Origin of the sequence: Kutzneria sp. 744, assembly GCF_000568255.1 — a bacterium.
Taxonomy (GTDB): domain Bacteria; phylum Actinomycetota; class Actinomycetes; order Mycobacteriales; family Pseudonocardiaceae; genus Kutzneria.
Genome location: NZ_KK037166.1, coordinates 10,796,592 through 10,814,845, shown reverse-complemented (window position 1 = coordinate 10,814,845; position 18,254 = coordinate 10,796,592). Strand labels below are relative to the sequence as shown.

At 69.4% G+C, this 18,254-nt stretch carries 17 protein-coding genes; 12 read left to right on the top strand and 5 right to left on the bottom strand.

Annotated elements, in window-relative coordinates; genetic code table 11:
• Positions 1–22: 22 nt before the first annotated feature.
• Positions 23–853 (bottom strand): hypothetical protein, encoded by an 831-nt coding sequence (locus tag KUTG_RS48980; RefSeq protein WP_043726828.1) that lies wholly within the window; start codon positions 851–853, stop codon positions 23–25.
• A gap of 270 nt (positions 854–1,123) precedes the next feature.
• On the opposite strand from KUTG_RS48980, the gene KUTG_RS48975 reads away from it, so the two are divergent.
• From KUTG_RS48975 to KUTG_RS48935, 10 genes are all read left to right on the top strand, one after another.
• Positions 1,124–3,277 (top strand): BTAD domain-containing putative transcriptional regulator, encoded by a 2,154-nt coding sequence (locus tag KUTG_RS48975; protein WP_198047633.1) that lies wholly within the window; start codon positions 1,124–1,126, stop codon positions 3,275–3,277.
• On the top strand, positions 3,261–4,175 hold the full coding sequence (locus KUTG_RS48970) for a tetratricopeptide repeat protein (protein WP_043726825.1): 915 nt from the start codon (positions 3,261–3,263) through the stop codon (positions 4,173–4,175). Before KUTG_RS48975 ends, KUTG_RS48970 begins: the two co-directional genes overlap by 17 nt.
• 66 nt (positions 4,176–4,241) lie before the next feature.
• Complete coding sequence (gene gap, locus KUTG_RS48965; RefSeq protein ID WP_043726823.1) at positions 4,242–5,249, top strand: type I glyceraldehyde-3-phosphate dehydrogenase; 1,008 nt, start codon at positions 4,242–4,244, stop codon at positions 5,247–5,249.
• A 13-nt stretch (positions 5,250–5,262) separates the two neighbouring features.
• The gene (locus tag KUTG_RS48960; protein ID WP_043726821.1) at positions 5,263–5,730 is read left to right on the top strand and encodes a CBS domain-containing protein; all 468 of its coding nucleotides are present in this window, start codon (positions 5,263–5,265) and stop codon (positions 5,728–5,730) included.
• Between the two features lie 10 nt (positions 5,731–5,740).
• A complete protein-coding gene (gene pdhA, locus KUTG_RS48955) occupies positions 5,741–6,811 on the top strand; it encodes a pyruvate dehydrogenase (acetyl-transferring) E1 component subunit alpha (protein ID WP_043726820.1) in 1,071 nt (356 codons plus the stop codon).
• On the top strand, positions 6,808–7,800 hold the full coding sequence (locus KUTG_RS48950) for an alpha-ketoacid dehydrogenase subunit beta (RefSeq protein ID WP_043726818.1): 993 nt from the start codon (positions 6,808–6,810) through the stop codon (positions 7,798–7,800). Before pdhA ends, KUTG_RS48950 begins: the two co-directional genes overlap by 4 nt.
• Positions 7,801–7,810: 10 nt before the next feature.
• A complete protein-coding gene (locus KUTG_RS64880) occupies positions 7,811–8,416 on the top strand; it encodes a biotin/lipoyl-containing protein (RefSeq protein WP_232241360.1) in 606 nt (201 codons plus the stop codon).
• A 5-nt stretch (positions 8,417–8,421) separates the two neighbouring features.
• Complete coding sequence (locus KUTG_RS64875; RefSeq protein WP_232241359.1) at positions 8,422–9,081, top strand: dihydrolipoamide acetyltransferase family protein; 660 nt, start codon at positions 8,422–8,424, stop codon at positions 9,079–9,081.
• Between the two features lie 43 nt (positions 9,082–9,124).
• Complete coding sequence (tal, locus tag KUTG_RS48940) at positions 9,125–10,237, top strand: transaldolase (protein ID WP_043733469.1); 1,113 nt, start codon at positions 9,125–9,127, stop codon at positions 10,235–10,237.
• A gap of 5 nt (positions 10,238–10,242) precedes the next feature.
• A complete protein-coding gene (locus KUTG_RS48935) occupies positions 10,243–11,481 on the top strand; it encodes an NAD(P)/FAD-dependent oxidoreductase (protein WP_043726817.1) in 1,239 nt (412 codons plus the stop codon).
• A 78-nt stretch (positions 11,482–11,559) separates the two neighbouring features.
• Here the strand turns inward: KUTG_RS48935 and KUTG_RS48930 are convergent, their stop codons facing one another.
• Both KUTG_RS48930 and KUTG_RS48925 read right to left on the bottom strand, forming a co-directional pair.
• Positions 11,560–12,717, bottom strand: a complete 1,158-nt coding sequence (locus KUTG_RS48930; protein WP_063753661.1) for a tellurite resistance/C4-dicarboxylate transporter family protein — start codon at positions 12,715–12,717, stop codon at positions 11,560–11,562.
• Positions 12,718–12,727: 10 nt separating this feature from the next.
• Entirely contained in the window at positions 12,728–13,102 is a 375-nt protein-coding gene (locus KUTG_RS48925; RefSeq protein WP_043733467.1) for a DUF488 domain-containing protein, read from the bottom strand.
• A 155-nt stretch (positions 13,103–13,257) separates the two neighbouring features.
• Between KUTG_RS48925 and KUTG_RS48920 the strand changes: the two genes are divergently transcribed.
• Both KUTG_RS48920 and KUTG_RS60085 read left to right on the top strand, forming a co-directional pair.
• Positions 13,258–13,470 carry a cupredoxin domain-containing protein gene (locus tag KUTG_RS48920; protein WP_043726815.1) on the top strand — a complete coding sequence of 71 codons (213 nt, stop codon included), beginning with the start codon at positions 13,258–13,260 and terminating at the stop codon, positions 13,468–13,470.
• A 74-nt stretch (positions 13,471–13,544) separates the two neighbouring features.
• Positions 13,545–13,910, top strand: coding sequence for a hypothetical protein (locus tag KUTG_RS60085; RefSeq protein WP_157495354.1), 366 nt, complete (start codon positions 13,545–13,547; stop codon positions 13,908–13,910).
• Here KUTG_RS60085 and KUTG_RS48910 read toward each other — a convergent pair.
• Together KUTG_RS48910 and KUTG_RS48900 are read right to left on the bottom strand one after the other, a co-directional pair.
• Positions 13,907–14,977, bottom strand: a complete 1,071-nt coding sequence (locus tag KUTG_RS48910; RefSeq protein ID WP_043733465.1) for an integrase core domain-containing protein — start codon at positions 14,975–14,977, stop codon at positions 13,907–13,909. The two genes, KUTG_RS60085 and KUTG_RS48910, sit on opposite strands and share 4 nt — an antisense overlap.
• Positions 14,978–15,361: 384 nt before the next feature.
• On the bottom strand, positions 15,362–18,244 hold the full coding sequence (locus KUTG_RS48900; RefSeq protein WP_255361060.1) for a DEAD/DEAH box helicase: 2,883 nt from the start codon (positions 18,242–18,244) through the stop codon (positions 15,362–15,364).
• Positions 18,245–18,254 lie beyond the last annotated feature (10 nt).

Below are 18,254 nucleotides of genomic sequence, written 5' to 3'. Positions count from 1 at the left end.
GCTCGGCGCGCCTCCCAACCCATCAGACGAAGCGGGGATCGTGCAGGACACCGGCCGCGTCCAGCCGCACGTACAGGTCGGTCAGCGCCACCCACACCAGCGACGCCCAGGCGAGCCGGCCGTGAATCGGGTTGATCCGCGACACCCACGTCCACAACCAGTAGCGGACTGGGTGGCGGGAGAAGTTGTTGATCCGGCCGCCCACGGCATGCCGGCAGGCGTGACAGGACAGGGTGTACAGCCACAGCAACACCGCGTTGATCACCAGCACCGCACTGCCCACACCGATCCCGATATGGCCGTCGAAGTCGAACGCGATGACCGCGTCCCAGGTGAGGACCAGATTGAACGCGACCGCCGCGTAGAAGAAGTAGCGGTGGATGTTCTGCAAGATCAGAGGGAACCAGGTCTCCCCGGTGTAGCGGCGACGGGGTTCGGGCACCGCGCAGGCCGGCGGCGACAGCCAGAACGCCCGGTAGTATGCCTTGCGGTAGTAGTAACAGGTCAGCCGGAAGCCCAGCGGGAAGATCAGAATGATTACTGCCGGGGTAATGATCCACCAGGTGCCGAACCATCCCAGGTGGGGCGCACCCGCCGAACCCGGCACCGCGCCGCAGTGGGTCGACAGGCAGGGCGAGTAGAACGGCGACAGGTACGGGTCGGCGTAGTAGTCGCGGTTGGCCAGCGCCGCGTAGGTGGAGTAGACGACGAACGCCAGCAGCACCATGAACGTTGACGCCGGGTAGGCCCACCAGGCATCGGTGCGTAGCGTCCGCGCGGTGATCGGCGCCCGGCCCGGTGCTCGGGTCCCGGACTCACCCCGACCTCCGGTCAGGGAGTGCGTCCGCGCCATCGCCGCTCCACCTCCTCACTTGCCGCCATGTCACCTGGTCTAACGAACGTTGATCCGAGGACCAAAGGCCCCATTTCGATTTCGCCAGCGTGGTTACAGTCACGGTGATGCCGGGTGCTTGCAGATTCCCTGCGAACCCACGAGCCACCGACACGACGGAAAGCCGAATCGGGCGGTGTCAGGAGCGAGGCGACACAGGGGTGTCCTGGGATGAGTGCGTCACCAGAGGGAACAGCGCCGATTGTCGCGGTCGCGTGTGTGGAGCCGCGGGTGCGCATCCAACTGCTGGGCCGGTTCGCGGTTCGCCGTGACGGCCGGGAACAACCCGCCCGACTGTTCGGAGGCCGGCTGGCCAGGCGGCTGCTGCGCATGCTCGCTCTGTCCCGCGGGACGCTGCTGTCCAAGGAGGTCGCGGCCGAGGCGCTATGGCCGACTCGGCCACCGGCCGACGCGCCGGGCAACGTGGAGATCCTGGTGAGCCGGATCCGGCGGGCGCTTGGCGACCGGTCGTTGGTCCAAACGGGTCCGGCCGGCTACACCCTGGTGGGTGACGAGCGGTGCTGGGTGGACGTGGAGGCGTTCCTGACCGGCGTGGTCCGCGGCGAGGCCGAACTAGCGCACGACCCGGTCGCGGCGCTGGCCGCGTTCCGCGGGGCCCTGGCCCTGTGGCACGGCGAACCACTGGCCGAGGACGCATACGCGGACTGGGCGGCCGAGCATCGCCGCCACCTGTGGCGCGCCCGGCTGGAAGCCCTGGAAGGGGCGGCGACGGCCGCCCTGGCGACCGGCGATCCGATCCCGGCGGTCGACTGGGCGCAGGCCGCCACCGAGCAGCAACCCCTGCGGGAAGCCTCGGCGATGCTCCTGGTCCACGCGCAGGCGGCCTGCGGCGATCGGGCCGCCGCCCTGACCATGTTCGACACGTTCGGCCGGCGCCTGGCCGACGAACTCGGCGTCAACCCGTCAGCGGAAGCCATGGACCTGCGGCAGCGAATCCTGCGCGACCAGATCCGGACCGACCACGTGGCCGCCAGCCCCCAGCCCGAGGCCGAGACCGTCCCGCCGCACCTGCCGCTACTCGACCGCGATGACGCGCTCCAGCAGATCACGGCCTCCACCGCAGGGGAGGGACCGCGGGCACTGCTGGTTCGAGGGCCGCCCGGGATCGGCAAGTCCCGGCTGCTCACCGACGCCGCAGCCCAGGCCGATGTGCCCGCGATCATGGTGCGGGCGATACGAGCGCACCGCTACGACGCCTGGGCGGTGGCCCGTGAACTGCTGCGCACCGCGACCGACGCTGACGTCGATGACGGGGATCGGCGCACGGTCACCCTCCCGATGGCGACCCGGGTGATCGAGTCCCTGGCCCGGCCGCGGTGCCTGCTCGTGGTCGACGACCTGCAGTGGGCGGATGAGCACAGCCTGGCCCTGCTGCGGATGCTGCTGCGCCGGGTGCCAGGGCTCATCCTGCTGGCCGCGTACCGACCCGAGGATGCCTCGACCGGGGTCACCCTGATGCAGGCGCTGTCCGGCGCGGACCCCGCGCTGCTGCGGTCGATCATGCTTCGAGGGCTGTCCGCGACCGCGCTGGCCGGACTGTTCGCCGACCCGAGACTGGGCGCGCTCATCGTCGACCACACCCAGGGCCACCCGGCCACCGTAGCCGAGACGCTGGCGGTCCTCGGGCGCGCGGGCCTGGTCGACGCGGACGAACACGGCCGCTGGCGCCTGCGCACGCCCGCCGACATACACCGGGCCCGCATCCTGGCCGCCGCCAGCGCGCGATCGGTCACCCAGGAGCGCATCGCCACACTGCCACCCCGCCACCGGGAACTGCTCGCCCTGATCACGATGCTTGAGCGGCACGCCCCGGCGAGCGTTCTCGCGTTGGCCGCCGGCTGGGACCTGAGGGACACCCTCGACGTGCTGGACACCCTGGCCGAGGCCGGCATGGTCGACGGGGGGACCGACGGCTGGACTGTCGCGACCGGCACCATCGGTGATGCGGTCCTGGCCCCCCTGGGATCGACCGACCAGGCCCGGCTGCATCTCCTGCTCGCCCAGGCGCTCCGGCAGCAGGAGGCCGATGCCGCCGAGATCGCCACCCACCTGGCCGAAGGCGGCGACCAACAGGCCTCGGCCGCCACCTTCGCCACGGCGGCCCACGCCCGTCTGGACCGGATCGCCGATGAAGACGCACTGCACCTGGCGGACGCGGGACTCGCACTGTCCGCCCACGGCACGGCCAAAGCCGCCCTGCTGGCGGCAAGGGCCGAGGTCCACCGACGCCGCGGCCGGCTGCCCCAAGCCCGCGCTGACCTGGAAACCGCGCTGGTCCATACGTCCACTGGACCCGACCGGTCCCGCATCCTGGCGCAGCTGGATTCTGGAGACCCGATCCCGCGACGTGATCGGCGGTGGTGAACTGGTCGAGCTGGCCATCGCGGAAGCCGGCGACGACCCAGCGGCCCGTGGCCAGGCCCTGGCCGCCGGAGCGATCACCGACCTGACTCTGCCGCGCCTGGACCGCGCGCGGCGACGCTTCCGCGAAGCCGAACACCTGCTGGATCAGGCCGGCGACACCAACGGGGCCGCGCGCCTGCTGTACTGGCGGGGTATGGCCCGGTTTGTCGCCGGCCGCCCGGCCGAGGCGGCCCGCGAACTGGACCCCCTCGCCCACCTGGTCGTCACCCCCACCGAGGTGCTGCGCCTGTGGCACCCGCGTGCGATCCGAGGTCACGCCCTGGTCTTCATGGCCGAGCCCGCCGCCGGACTGGCCGAAATCGAGGAGGTCCTGGCCTGGGCTCGCGCGGTGGAGCACCCCGTGGTGCACAGCGCCTGCCTGTGGCACCGCAGCGAAGCCCTGGCCGCGCTGGGACGCCACGCCGAGGCGGTGGACAGCGCACAGGCGGCGGTTGTCATCGCCCGCCGCGTCGGGCATGTGGAAGAGACCGCGGCGTCCCTGCGCGGACTGGGCGTCGCCTGGCACGCGGCCGGCGATCTGGACCGCGCCGAACAGGCATTCCGCAGGTCGCTGCACGCCGCCGCGACGGCTCCACTGTTCGCCGGCTGGGCAGCCGCCCGACTGGGCCTGGTCATGGTGGAACAGGGCCGCGTCGCCGAGGCCACGTCACTGATCGACACCGCGCTGCACCACCGCGTGCCCCTCATTCAGCACGAAGCCCGGTGGGCCCACGCCGAACTCATCCACGCCCGAGGCGACCACACGGCACCCCGGTTCGCCACGACCGCGCTGAACACCGCCCGAGCCAGCGGCTACCTCGCGCTGGTGCCTCGGCTAGCCGCGCTCGCGCAATCCTGAACCGCAGGCATTCCGCAAGCCACCCGTACCACGATCGAAGACGGGGACAGCGGAAGGCGGTGCGCGATGACGACGGCGGCCATCAACGGCCTGGGACGGATCGGCCGGGCCACCCTGAAAGTGTTGCTGGACAACGACCATCTCCGGATCACCGCCGTCAACGACCTCGTCCCGGTCGACAACCTCGCCTACCTGCTGCGCTACGACAGCGTGTATGGCCGCTACGCCAAGCCCGTGTCCGTCGACGGCGACACGCTGGTTGTCGACGGTCAGCCGATCCGGGTGTACGCGCGCCGCGACCCCGGTGCACTGCCCTGGGCCGAGTTGGGTGTGGAGTTGGTGTTCGAGTGCACCGGGGTGTTCCGCCGCGAAGCCGACCTGGCCGAACACCTCGCGGCCGGCGCCCGCTTCGTGGTGCTGGCCGCCCCGGCCCGCACCGAGACCATCGCCACCGTGGTGCCAGGCGCCAACCGTGCGGAAGCCGGCCAGCGGATCGTGTCCTGCGCCAGTTGCACCACCAACTGCATCACCGCGGTCGTCGAAGTGCTGCATCGCAGAATTGGGGTGGAGCGGGCGGTGATGACCACCGTGCATGCCTACACCTCCAGCCAACAGGTCATCGACGGGCCGAGCGCCGATTTCCGGCGTGGCCGGGCAGCGGCGGTGAACATGCTGCCCGCCTCGACCGGCGCCGCGCTGGCCACCACCAGGGCACTGCCCGACCTGGCCGGTCGGTTCGACGGGATGGCGCTGCGGATCCCGGTCCCGGTCGGGTCGATCGCGGACATCACCCTGGTCAGCGCGCGACCGACCACAGTGGACGAAGTCAACAGCGTGCTGCGCGAAGAGGCCGGGACCGAGCGCTACCGCGGGATACTCGGCGTCGTCGACGACCCCATCGTGTCCACCGACATCATCGGCGACCCGCGTGCCTCCGTCGTCGACGCGGCCATGACGCGTGTGGTGGACGGCACCCTGGTCAAGGTCATGAGCTGGTACGACAACGAATGGGGCTTCACCCACCAAATGGTCCGCGAGGCACTCACCCTGCTCGGCGTCGACGCCGAGGTCTGAGGGAGGGATCACGGTGAAGGTGAAGGAGATCATGACGACCCCGGTGGTGACCGTGCGGGTCGACGCCTCACCGGCCATGGTCGCGGCCGTGCTGGGCGAGCACCGGATCAGCGGGGTGCCCGTGGTCGACGACGCGGGCATGGTGGTCGGCCTGGTCAGCGAGTACGACCTGCTGGCCCGCTCCGGGGCGACCGTCGGTGCGGTGATGTCCACCGCGGTGATCAGCGTGACCGAGGACACCGACGTCGACGAGGTGCGCCATTTGTTGGTGGAGCGGCGCATTCGCCGGGTGCCGGTGCTGGCGGGGACCCGGCTGGTGGGCATCGTTAGCCGCGCCGACGTCGCCGCGCTGCTGGCCACCGAATGGGTCTGCCAGGTCTGCGGCGAGCCGGTGCGCGGCCAGCACGCCCCGCAATCGTGTTCGAAGTGCCAGGCCGGGGCGGACCGGTTCGTCCTGCAAGACCCCGACCCCGGCAGTTGAGGAGGAGAGCATGGCCGAACCGTCTTCGACCCCGGTCGTCGGCACGGGGGTCGGCAGCACCGAGCAACCCGAGACACTGCGCGGCTACTACCGGCAGATGATGACGATCCGCGTCTTCGAGCAGCGTGCCGCCGAGATGTACACCAAGGCGAAGATCGGCGGCTACTGCCACCTCAACCTCGGTGAGGAAGCCACCGTCGTCGGCCTGATGGCCGCCCTGCGCCCTACCGACTACCTGTTCACCACCTACCGCGAACACGGCTACGCGCTGGCCCGCGGCGCCGAACCCGCCCGCATCATGGCCGAACTGTTCGGCCGCACCAGCGGGCTGTCCGGCGGGCGGGGAGGGTCGATGCACCTGTTCGACCCCCAGCTGCGGCTACTCGGCGGATACGGCATCGTCGGCGGCCAGATCCCACCGGCCACCGGCGCCGCACTCGCCCTGGCCTACCGCAATGGGCCGGGGCCCGACTGCGAGGCCGTGATGTGCCTGCTCGGCGACGGCGCCACCAACATCGGGGCATTCCACGAGTCACTCAACCTCGCCGCCGTGTGGCACCTACCGATCGTGTACGTGATCGTCAACAACCAGCTCGGTATGGGCACACCCGTGGAGGCCGCCGCGGGCGAACCGGAGTTGTTCCGGCGTGGGTGCTCCTATCGCATTCCAGGGCAGCGGGTGGACGGCAACGACGTGCTCGCGGTGCGCGAAGCCGCCCGTGCCGCACTGGATCGCGCCCGAGGTGAACACCAGCCGATGCTGTTGGAGGCGGTCAGCTACCGGCTGCGCGGGCACTCGGTGGTCGACCCGGCCCGCTACCGCAGCGACGAGGACAACCAGCGAGTGCGCGCCCTGGACCCACTGCCTGCCTTCCGCGCCCAGTTGATCGACACCGGCGTCCTCGACACCCCGGCCGCCGCCGGGATCGAGACCGACGTCGAGCAGGCAATCGCCGGGGCCGTGGATGCTGCCGACCGCAGCCCCGCCCCCACCCCGGAGACGCTGTTCGACCACGTCTACGCCACCCCGGTCGCCAACACGTATCAAGGGTTGCCCGGCGACCCGGTGGTGTCCCCATGACGGTGATCAGCTACCGGCAGGCGCTGCACGACACGCTGCGCGCGGAGTTGCTGCGCGACGAGGACGTGCTGCTCATCGGCGAGGAGATCGGCGTCTTCGAAGGCCCCTACAAGATCACCGCCGGGCTGCTCGCCGAATTCGGGCCACGCCGCGTCCGGGACACCCCGATCTGCGAGGAAGGCTTCGTCGGCGCCGCGATCGGCGCGGCCATGCTGGGTCTGCGCCCGGTCGTGGAGATCATGACGATCAACTTCAGCCTGCTGGCCATCGACCAGATCGTCAACCACGCCGCGAAGATGCACTCGATGTTCGGCGGCCAGGTCCGGGTCCCACTGGTGATCCGCACTCCCGGCGGCGGCGGACAGCAGTTGGCCGCCACCCACTCGCAGAACCTCGAAGTCTGGTACGCCCACGTCCCTGGCCTGAAGGTCCTCGCCCCGGCCACCCCCGCCGACGCCAAGGGCATGCTGACCACCGCGATCCGCGACGACGACCCGGTCATCCTGCTGGAGAACCTCGCGCTGTACAACACCAAGGGCGAGGTTCCCGACGGTGACCACACCCTGGACATCGGCACCGCCTCGGTGCTCAAGCCGGGCCAGGACATCACCGTCGTCGCCTACTCCCGCGCCGCCGTGGTCGCCCTGGATGTGGCCCGCCGACTGGAGGACGAGGGGATCTCGGTCGAGGTCGTCGACCTGCGCAGCCTGCGCCCACTGGACCGGGACACGGTATGCGCCTCGGTCCGTAAGACCAGCCGGGTCGTGGTGCTGGAGGACGACTGGCTGTCCTACGGCATCGGCGCCGAGATCGCCGCCACCATCGGTGAAGGCGCCTTTGACTACCTGGACGCGCCGGTGCGCCGGGTGGCGGCCGCCGAAGTCCCGCTGCCCTACGCCAAACCGCTGGAACTGGCCGCCCTGCCCGACGCCGCCGCGCTGACCCGGGTCATCCGAGACACCCTCGACGCCACCCGCTTCGCCGGATAGGAGGACCGCCATGCCCGACGTGCTCATGCCCCGCCTGTCCGACACCATGGAACAAGGCGTGCTGGCCCAGTGGCGCAAGCACGAAGGCGACCCGGTGCGGCGAGGTGACGTGCTCGCCGAGATCGAAACCGACAAGGCCACCATGGAACTGGAGGCGTACGACGAGGGCACCCTCACCCGAATCCTGATCGACGAAGGCGTCACCGTCCCCATCGGCACCCCCATCGCCGTCATCGGCTCCACCACCGACACACCACCCGAACCAGTGGCCACTGTGGACACAGCCGAGCCTGCGGGCACCGTGGATACGGACGAACGGCCATCGCCGCCGGTCTCCCCGCCCGTAGCGGTGCGGCCGCCCGAACCGGCGGCCCCGAGCCTACGGGCATCCCCCCTGGCCCGCCGGCTCGCCCGCGAGCACGACGTGGACCTCGCCGCCCTCCCCGGCAGCGGCCCCGGCGGGCGCATCGTGCGCGCCGACATCGAGGAAGCCATCACACGCCAAGGGCGCCAAGCCCACCCCCAGCCTGCCGCACCGCAGCAGCCGCCCCCCACCGCGCCGCCCAGCCCGGCACCCCACCCGCCGCAGGTCCGGACGACGAGGAAGTTCCGCTGACCCGCGTGCGGCGACTCACCGCGCAACGCCTCGCCCAGAGCGCCCAACAAGCCCCGCACTTCTACCTCACCCGCACCGTGGACGCCGACGCCCTGATGGCATTCCGCACCCAGGCCAACACCGACCTGACGGACACCGGAACCCGAGTCAGCCTCACCGACCTGCTCATCAAAGCCTGCGCGCAGGCGCTCACCACGCACCCCGCGGTCAACTCCTCCTGGGCGGACACCCGACTGCTGCGCCACCACCGAATCCACATCGGCGTGGCCGTCGCCCTGGACGACGGCCTGATCGTGCCCGTCATCCACAACGCCGATGCCAAGACGCTGTCGCAGATCAGCCGCGAAGCCCACGACCTCGCCGAACGGGCCCGCGCTGGTCGGCTGTCGCTGAACGAGATCACCGGCGGCACGTTCACCATCAGCAACCTCGGCATGTACGGCATCGACCAGTTCACCGCCGTGATCAACCCACCCGAGGCGGCCATCCTCGCAGTCGGCGCCGCCAACCCGGGGCCCATCGTCCGCGACGGCCAACTCGTCGCCGGCACCACGATGACCCTGACCCTGTCCATCGACCACCGCGTCCTGGACGGCGCCACCGCCGCCCGGTTCCTCGCCGATCTCACCGCACTGCTCGAACACCCCGTCCGGATCGTGCTGTGAACCGCACCCGCCGAACCGGGCGACACATCGGAAGGAGGTCGTGGTGACCGACCCACTGACCACGCTCACCGACGCCGGCGTCTCGATCTGGCTGGACGACCTGAGCCGCGAACGACTGACCAGCGGCAGCCTCGCACGGCTGGTGCACGACCGGCACGTCGTCGGCGTCACCACCAACCCGACCATCTTCGCCAAGGCCATCACCGGCAGCGACACCTACACCGACCAACTCCAGCAGTTGGCCCAGCGCCGGCTCGACGTCGACACCGCACTGCGCGAGTTGACCACCTACGACGTGCGCTGCGCCTGCGACGTGTTGCGGCCGGCCTTCGACGCCACCGACGGCGTGGACGGCCGGGTGTCCATCGAGGTCGATCCGCGCATCGCACACGACACCGACCGCACCATCGCCGAAGCCAAGGCGCTGTGGTGGCTGGTCGACCGGCCCAACCTGTTCGTCAAGATCCCCGCCGCGAAACAGGGACTGCCCGCCATCTCCGCGTGCCTGGCCGAGGGCATCAGCATCAACGTCACGCTCATCTTCGCCCTGGACCGCTACACCGACGTGATCGACGCCTTCCTCACCGGCCTGGAACGCGCCCAGGCCAACGGACATGACCTCGCGACGATCGCCTCGGTCGCCTCCTTCTTCGTGTCCCGTGTGGACACCGAAGTCGACCAGCGGCTGGACAAACTCGGCACAGAACGGGCCGCAGCTCTACGCGGCAAGGCCGCCATCGCCAACGCCCGCCTGGCCTACCACCGCTACGAAAAGGCGTTCGCCACCGACCGATGGGACACACTGAACCGGGCTGGCGCCCGACCGCAACGTCCACTATGGGCATCCACCGGCGTGAAGGACCCCTCCTACCAAGACACCCGCTACGTCGCCGACCTGGTCGCGCCCGGCGTGGTCAACACCATGCCCGAGAACACCCTGCACGCCGTCGCCGACCACGGTCACGTGCCGCCCGACAGCATCCACGGAACCTACGACCAGTCCCAGCAGGTACTCGACGACCTGGCCGATCTCGGCATCGACTACGAGGACGTCGTGCAGGTGCTGGAAGACGAGGGCGTGGCGAAATTCGACGCCAGCTGGGACCAGTTGAGCACGCAACTCGCGCAGACCCTCACCACCACGCCGGGAGCGTGACAACCATGTCGGCACAACAGGCATTCGTGATCATCGGGGCTGGCCTGGCCGGCGCCAAAGCCGCCGAGGCCCTGCGCGACCAGGAAATCGACGGGCGCATCACCCTCATCGGTGACGAAACGTCGCGACCCTACGAGCGACCGCCACTGTCCAAGGACTACCTGCAGGGCAAGGTCGAGCGGAACACGATCTTCGTCCACCAGCCGGGCTGGTATGCAGGCCACGATGTCGACCTGCGGCTGGGCACCACCGTCCACGCCATCGACCGCGACCGGCATGAGGTCGTCCTCGACGGCGGCGAACGAGTGCGCTACGACAAGCTGCTGATCGCCACCGGCGCCTCCCCGCGCCGCCTGCCGCTACCGGGTGCCAACGCCGAACAGGTGCACTACCTGCGGCACGTCGAGGACTGCGACCGGCTGCGCGAGGTGCTGCGCACGGTGTCCCGGATCGCGATCATCGGCGCCGGGTGGATCGGACTGGAGGTGGCCTCCGCCGCCCGCGCCGCCGACGTCGCCGTCACGGTCGTCGAGGTCGCGTCCCTGCCGCTGCTGCGCGTCCTCGGCCCGCAGATCGCGCCGATGTTCGCCGACCTGCACCGTGGCCACGACGTCGACCTGCGCTTGGGCGTGGGCGTCGAGGAGATCACCAGCGCGGGCGGCGCGGTGACTGGGCTGCGCTTGGCCGATGGCACAGCCGTCGAGGCCGACGCCGTGCTCGTCGGCGTGGGCGCGACCCCCAACACCCAACTCGCCGCCGACGCGGGACTGGAGGTCACCGACGGGATCGTCGTGGACGCGTCGCTGCGCACCTCTGACCCCGACATCTTCGCGGCCGGCGATGTGGCTCGCGCCTATCACCCGCTGCTCGGTCGACACATCCGGGTCGAGCACTGGGCCAACGCCCTTAACCAGCCCGCCACCGCCGCCGTGGCCATGCTCGGCCAGGACGCCCGGTTCGACGCCCTGCCGTATTTCTACACCGACCAGTACGACCTGGGCATGGAATACACCGGCTACACCGAAACCGACGGCTACGACCAGGTCGTGGTCCGCGGTGATCTGCAGAGGCGCGAGTTCATCGCGTTCTGGCTCCGCGAACGGCGTGTGCTGGCCGGCATGAACGTCAACATCTGGGACGTCACCGACACCATCCAAGCCCTGATCCGTGCCCGAACCCCGGTCGACACCACCCGACTCGCCGACCCCACCGTCCCGCTGGCCGACCTGGCGCCGGCGCCATAACCACGGATCGAATGCCGGACGGAGACCACGGCCGGCACCGATCACCCGCTCTTATGTCGGGGCGTCGGTGCGGGTGCATCACTCGCCGACATCGGCGTCCCGTTCCGCCGTGCTCACCTCGCCGTCGCCGACCCACCCGGCTCGGGAGCCTGGTCCGCGTCGCCATAGCGCGCCGGTCGAGCACCCGATGACGCGGCGACGCCCGCGGCCAGCATGGCCACGAACACGACAACCCACACGGCGAACGCCACCCACGCCTCGCCGCCGCCCAGTGCGCTCAGCCATCGCGTGTCGGTGGCGTGACCCCAGTTGGTCGCTGGCCACGCCGTACATGCCGTGCGGGAAGACCATGCTCCACAGGCCGCTTTCGTAGCGCAGCGACACCCGGCGCACCAGATGCCGCCACACGCCCAGGGCCAGCAGCAGCGGGATCAGCCAGGTGCAGAACGACCACAACACCATGGACACGCCCGCGATGACGTCGTGCGGCAGCAGTCGGGCGACATCGGGCAGGCCGAGCAGCCGCGCGCCGGCCAGCACCGTGATCGCCGCGGCACCCATGAACACCCAGTACGGCGGAATCAGCTCCGCCGATCGCACCGGCTGGGTCAGCAGGCGAGCCAGGCCGAGCGCGGCCAGCAGCAGGTACAGCATCAGCCCGATCGCCCAGCACACCGACGCGAACACCACTACCGCGGCGACCGGGCCGAACGGCGGAAGCGATGCGGCGGCGACGGCGATGGACTCGGTGCCGACCACCCAGATGAACCAGGTGCCGTTGACCTGGCTCAAGGTCGGGTGCCGGCGCGGATCGGCGATCAGCCCCAGCGGCACGCCGTAGCCCAGCACCAGCCAGCTCAGCACGCCGATCGCCAGCAGAACGGCCGCAGGCCATCGCTGCCCGTCGGCGGCCAGCCGGCTGGCCAGCACGTTCGACGCGGCGACGAAGGTGAGGAATGCGAACCCGCGTGGGCTGACCAGATCGGCCAGCAAGCGCCGCCGCCAGGACAGCAAGCGCCACCCGAAGGTGGCGATCAGCGCGATGTATCCGGCCACGCCGATCAGCAACAGGATGTCGGACGCGGCCAGCAGGTTGTCGTTGCGCAGCGCGGTGGACACGATGCCGGTGGCCATGACGAACGCGAACACGCCCGGGTTGAGGTCACGCAGGACCGCGGACCATCGCGACCGCCTGACCTCCCGCTGTGGCAACGGCTCCGGTGCCCGTGCGGTCATCTCGACGGCGTCACGTCGACGACTTCGCATCTCCGCTCAGCCACCGTGCGAGGACGGCCGCCTGGCTGTGGTCGACATCGCGAGTAGCGGTGAGCAGGGTCAGGTCGTGCCCATGGGCGAGATGGCGAAGGTGGCGAGCGGCCTCCTGCCGTGCCGGCTCGTTCAGTTCGGCCAGGTACCGGCGGCTGAACTCGGCGAACCGGTCGGGCACGTGTCCGTACCACTGACGCAGTTCGGTGGAGGGGGCGATCTCGCGCAGCCACTCGTCCAGGTGCGCGTTCTCCTTGCGCATCCCTCGGGGCCAGACGCGGTCGACCAGCACCCGCGTCCCGTCCGACGGCGACGGCTCGTCGTAAACCCTGCGGTAGGTGATGTGCGTGTCCATGGCCTGCTCCACGTTTCGGTGTGCCGGGGAACCGCGGCCGTCGACAACCCGCCAGCGGCCGCCTCCCCCAATCCGAGTTTACTTGAATACACTTGTAAAAACATGCTCAGGTGAGAGTGCGCGAACCACAGAGCGACGGGAGCCAGCGATGCGGCGTGACCTGGCAGACGTGCCGGATCCGACCTCTCGCCCGACACGACCCACTCCGGTTATCCGGCACACCAAGCGCCCAGGAACTTGACCTGCAACCCGCCGAGGGCGGCTTCGCCGAACTGACCCTCACCCAGCCCGGCACCTACACGATCACCACCCACCGGCTCGCCGACGCCGAACGCGGCGCCATGGGCAGCCTCATCGCCGACCCATAGCCCGCCACCCAGACTACCGAGAACGCCGTGCTCCAGTCGGGGGAACATGTCTGCTGGGCACACGAAAAGGATCAGTGTCGGGATGGGAGCGGCCTGACGGTGGAGGACTGTGTCTTGTCGATCTCTTTGTGGAGGTTGGCGTTCTCGATGGTGAGCAGGTTCATGGCTCGGGCGAACGTTTCGCTCGCGACCCGATACTCGTCGCGCTCCTCCCGCAGGTTCTTGATCGTATTCTTGAGGGTGGTGATCTCCGCCCGCAGTGCGATCTCGTTGTCGGGGATGCCATTGCGGGCCTTGCGTTCGGCATAGAAGAGGTCTTTGAGGTCGGTGTGCTTGTGCGTCAGCTTGTTGCGCTTGAGCCCCGCTTCCCTCGCGAGGGTGACGATGTCCAGGGTGTCCTGGTCGAAAATGCTGTCACCGGCTGTGAACTGGGCTTTTAGACGGCTGGCTGATAGTCGTTGAGCAGTCCTGCGAGGCGTCGTGTGCGCTTGATCCGGTCCACTGGGGTGGGCAGTGGGATCACGTTCGGGTCGTCATCAGGTGCTCGTAGTCCAACGTCGTGGCCTTGGTGGCTACGGCCGGCGTTGTAGTGCTCGACGTACGCCTCCAGCACGTGGCAGAGGTGGCTGCGGCCGGTGATGAGCAGCCGGTCGATGCATTCGCGTCGGAGCGAGCAGATCCAGCGTTCGGCGATCGCGTTCATCCGCGGTGCCTGCGGTGCGGTGAGGACCACGCGGACGCCAATCGAGGCGAACGCCGCGTCGAAGGCCGCAGTGAATGTGGCGTCCCGGTCACGGATCAGATGGGTGAAACGGCGTCCGGCGTCGTCAAGATCCGCAGCGAGGTTACGGGCCAGTTGGGCTGCCCAGGCTCCGGTCGGGTGGTCGGTGACGCCGAGCAGGTGCACACGGCGGGTGCGGTGCTCGATGACGAACGCCGCGTACAGGCGCTTGAGTTTGACAGTGTCGACGTGGAGGAAGTCAATCGCGAGAAGACCGTCGGCTTGGGCGCGCAGGAACGTCCGCCACGTGTCGCCGCGGCTGGCCGGCGGCGGTATCCGGTAGCCGCGCACGATCCGGCGGATGGTCGAGGCGGCGATGCGGTGCCCGAGCCGCCGCAGCTCGCCCTGAATACGGACCACACCCCAGGTCCGGTTCTCCGTCGCCAGGCGCACAATCATCATGGTGATCTCGTCGCTGATGGGCGGACGGCCCGGCGGTTTCGGCTGACGCCACTTCCCGGCCACGAGCCGGCGATGCCACCGCAGGAACGTCGCGGGCGTGACGATACGGCAGCCCCGCAGGGATTTCGATAGGAGGCTGGATAGAGCCGCGAGCACTGCCCGATCAGCCCAATCCAGTCGTGGGCGAGGGTTGATACGGCGCAGCACCGCGACCTCGTGGCGCAACGCAAGTATCTCCGCGTCCTTGGAGGCTGAGCCCCGAGCCAGCAGCGTCAGCCAGGACAACACCTGGACCAAGATCACGTACAGCAGCCGAACAGCCACGGACCACCGATCAACGAACACAACAAACAGCAGGTCAAGGCTACCGACCGAGTTTCCGACCAGGACAGGGACTTTCTGGACGCTGCGTCCATGGCCGACTGAGCAAAGCAAGACCTGCGAACGTGGTTTCTGTCGCATGGAGCACGTGCGACAGAAACCACTCTCGAGGTCTTCCCACGCCGGGACCACCCTAATCGAGTGCCGACGAGCGGTACCGCTCCGATCGCCAGCAGCCCAACATCACGTTCAGCAAAGGAACAAGGTCGATACCCGTGTAGGGAAGCGAACCAGTGCAAGCGACGACGGACCACGCGGCCCGCTCGAAGCAGAGGCAGTCGACCTGCTCCAACTCGTGGCGGACGTCGTGGCGACGCAGCACGGTTCTCATTCGTGACCTATGACCACGAAGTCGGCATCCACCTGCAACGCCAACTCGCGCAGCTCGGTGACCATCACCTTGATTGTCGCCTTGGCGTTGACCGCCGCGGCCACCAGGCCCGGCTGCACGACGGCGATCCCCCAGTCGACGGCCACGCAGCCAGCGACCATGTCAGCCAGCAGCTGCTGGACTTGGTCGGGATCGCCGTGCGCGACCTTGCTGCCGGTCCGGAGACGGTCCAGCAGCCGCCGGGCCAGCTGCGCGGCGTGCAGCCAGCGCGCGCTGCGGCCGGCTTGGCCAAAGACCTCGTACAGGTCGCCGAGCCGACGGCCAGGCTTGGGCTTCGAGGAGAACTTCAAGTGGTACAGCCAGATCCGGCGTATTCCCCGGCTATCCGGGCGGTGGATCACAACCAGGTCGGCGGTCTCTCCGGCCCGGTCGTCGTCGATCACGAACTCGACATCGGGATCGCGGGCGAGCCACGCCACAATGTACTCCTTGATGGTGATCTTGCCGCGGCGAGGGTTCTTGGCCTCCGCCCTGATGTCGACGTGGTCGAACCCGAGGCTCCGCACGACCTGTGGCTGCAGGTCCGGATAGCCGTCCACGCGGCGGCGGTAGACCTGGCCGCCGATCGTGCTGGCGCCATCGGCGAAGAACACCGATGTCGCGGTGCGCTGCAGCACGCCGGCCAGAGGAGACACTGGCTCGCCCGCGCCGACATCCACGAGGATGTTGCTGTCGTTGGAATGCACGGCACCGTCAGTGGTGAGGACCCCGTGCCACCACGGCTGCCCATCGATGTTGCCGACCAGCTGCAACGCCCACGCCGAATGACTGTCGACCAGGAGCTCGAGGCGTTCGATCTCGTACCACGCGCCGGTCCTGGCGTCACCGACCCGGATCCCCTGCCCCAGCAGCAGAGGATCCACCGTGACCAGGTACGGGTGTGCGGGGAACGCCTCGAGCAGTCGTGGGCTGGGCAGGTCGAGGCCGGGCAGGCCGGCCGGCGCCGCGATGGAGCTGGCGGTCATCACGTCCGCCAGCTCGTCGCACCAGGTCCGGAAGGCCAGCAGATCCAGCCGAGTCGGGCTGAAGACCTTGCCACGGGCGTAGGCGATGCCAAGTGAGCTGCGCCGTGCGCCGCCCGGTTCGTCGATGTCGCCGGGCACACTCGCGTTCACGTGGGTGGCACCATAGGAACGGGCCTCCGACGGCAGCACTGCGCGGCCGACATCGGTGCCCGAGACCTGCCGGTAGCCGGCGAGCCTGCCGCCCGCGCCCCTGGTGCTGCGCATGCCGATCGCGTGGTATCCGTACAACGTTCGTGCCGCCATGACTCGGTCCAGCCAGGCGGGGTTCACCAGGAGGGGCCGCTCCTCGCCGAGTGCGCGGAGAAGGCAGCCGATGGTGTGGTCGGTTGTACCGTAGACAAACGCGAGGCGCTTTTCCTTGTCCAGCACCACCACGTGCAGCTCCGGCCGGATGCCGTCCAGGGCGTCGGACGCGATCCAATCCGGACGGTCGAGATGCTGGGTGATGAACACGGCGAGCCGGCCCTCGTCGTCGATCCCCCAGTCGGTCACGATGCCGCGGGCGATACCGGCAACCGGTGTCCGCAGGTCAAGAGCGCTGTCCTCCGGCAGCTGGAACACCTGGACGTTCTTGCTGGGGCGCAACGCGGACAGGCTCAGTGGCTGCGACAGAGTGGTGTCGAAGTTCAGCACGTAGGACCGCCGCCTGCCCTCGGCGGCGACGGCCGCGTCAGCAAGGGCAGGCACCAACTCGGCCCAGGCGACATCGCTGGCGTAGAGCTCGCGGGTTTCGTCGTTGACCTCCTCTCTGACCGCGACCAGGCAGGCCCGTGGTCCGCCGGGCAACACGCGGGCGATCCGGCCCAGGAACTGGAGCGTCGCCGGGAGGCTGGCGTGTCGACGGTGGTAGACCCCGATCTTCAAGCGGGGGAAGTCGAAGCCCTCACCGAGGACGCCGACACTGATCAGGCCGGCCAGTTCGCCGGCCCTGAGCCGGTCCAGGACGGCCCTGGCCTCCGATGCCGACGTGCCGGCCGAGATAAAACCCATCTCCAGGCCGGCCTCGCGATAGCGCTCGACGAGTTGCTCGGCGTGCGCGATGGTGCTGGTACGGGCGATGACGCACGTACCGGCCGCGGTGTGTTCGACTGTCGCAAGCAGACCGCGGGCCGCCTCGACCAGCGCGATATCCTGCTGGGCGGGGGTGGCCTGGGACGCGACGTCGATCGGCACGAAGTCGATCGGTGCGAGCACGCCTTCGGCCAATGCCTGGGAGAGCCCATAGTTGAAGACAAGTTCGGCCGGCAGGTGCTGCCGGTCCCGCCGGAACGGCGTGGCGGTGAACAGCACCACCGGCACATCCGGGAATGCGTCCAGCAGCGCCCGGTAGCTGGGTGCCGCGGTGTGGTGTCCCTCGTCGATGATGATCAGATCGAACGTGCCGGCAGGCGGCGCGGCGACGTCGGCCAGCACCGGGGACACCGCGTTGATCGTGCCGACAACGACATCGTGATCACCAAGACTGGCCCACACCTGCGCGTCAGCTTTGTGTTCCAGCACCGCCACTTTCGGCAGTGGTCGGTCGGGCGGGAACACTTCGCGGTCTCGAATCACTTTGAGCGACCGGAATTCGTCGGCGAGTTGCTCGCGCAGCACCTTGGACGGGGCCACGACCAGCACCCGCGCGGCCTCCAGTTCGAACGCAAGGATGGTCATCACGGCGGTTTTGCCGCTGCCCGTGGGCATCGCGACAAGTGCCGGCGCCATCGAGGTCGCAAAGTGCCCGCACACGGCGTGCACTGCGCCGCGCTGCGCCCGACGCAGACCTTCCCCGGCGTAGGGTGTGTTCCGCACCAACGATCTG

Excerpts from the sequence above, each read along its gene's own strand:
- KUTG_RS64880 (WP_232241360.1), top strand. The coding sequence starts at position 7,811 with ATGCCCGACGTGCTCATGCCCCGCCTGTCCGACACCATGGAACAAGGC.
- KUTG_RS48935 (WP_043726817.1), top strand. The coding sequence starts at position 10,243 with ATGTCGGCACAACAGGCATTCGTGATCATCGGGGCTGGCCTGGCCGGC.
- KUTG_RS48950 (WP_043726818.1), top strand. The coding sequence starts at position 6,808 with ATGACGGTGATCAGCTACCGGCAGGCGCTGCACGACACGCTGCGCGCG.
- pdhA (WP_043726820.1), top strand. The coding sequence starts at position 5,741 with ATGGCCGAACCGTCTTCGACCCCGGTCGTCGGCACGGGGGTCGGCAGC.
- KUTG_RS48925 (WP_043733467.1), bottom strand. The coding sequence starts at position 13,102 with ATGGACACGCACATCACCTACCGCAGGGTTTACGACGAGCCGTCGCCG.
- KUTG_RS48980 (WP_043726828.1), bottom strand. The coding sequence starts at position 853 with ATGGCGCGGACGCACTCCCTGACCGGAGGTCGGGGTGAGTCCGGGACC.
- KUTG_RS48930 (WP_063753661.1), bottom strand. The coding sequence starts at position 12,717 with ATGACCGCACGGGCACCGGAGCCGTTGCCACAGCGGGAGGTCAGGCGG.
- gap (WP_043726823.1), top strand. The coding sequence starts at position 4,242 with ATGACGACGGCGGCCATCAACGGCCTGGGACGGATCGGCCGGGCCACC.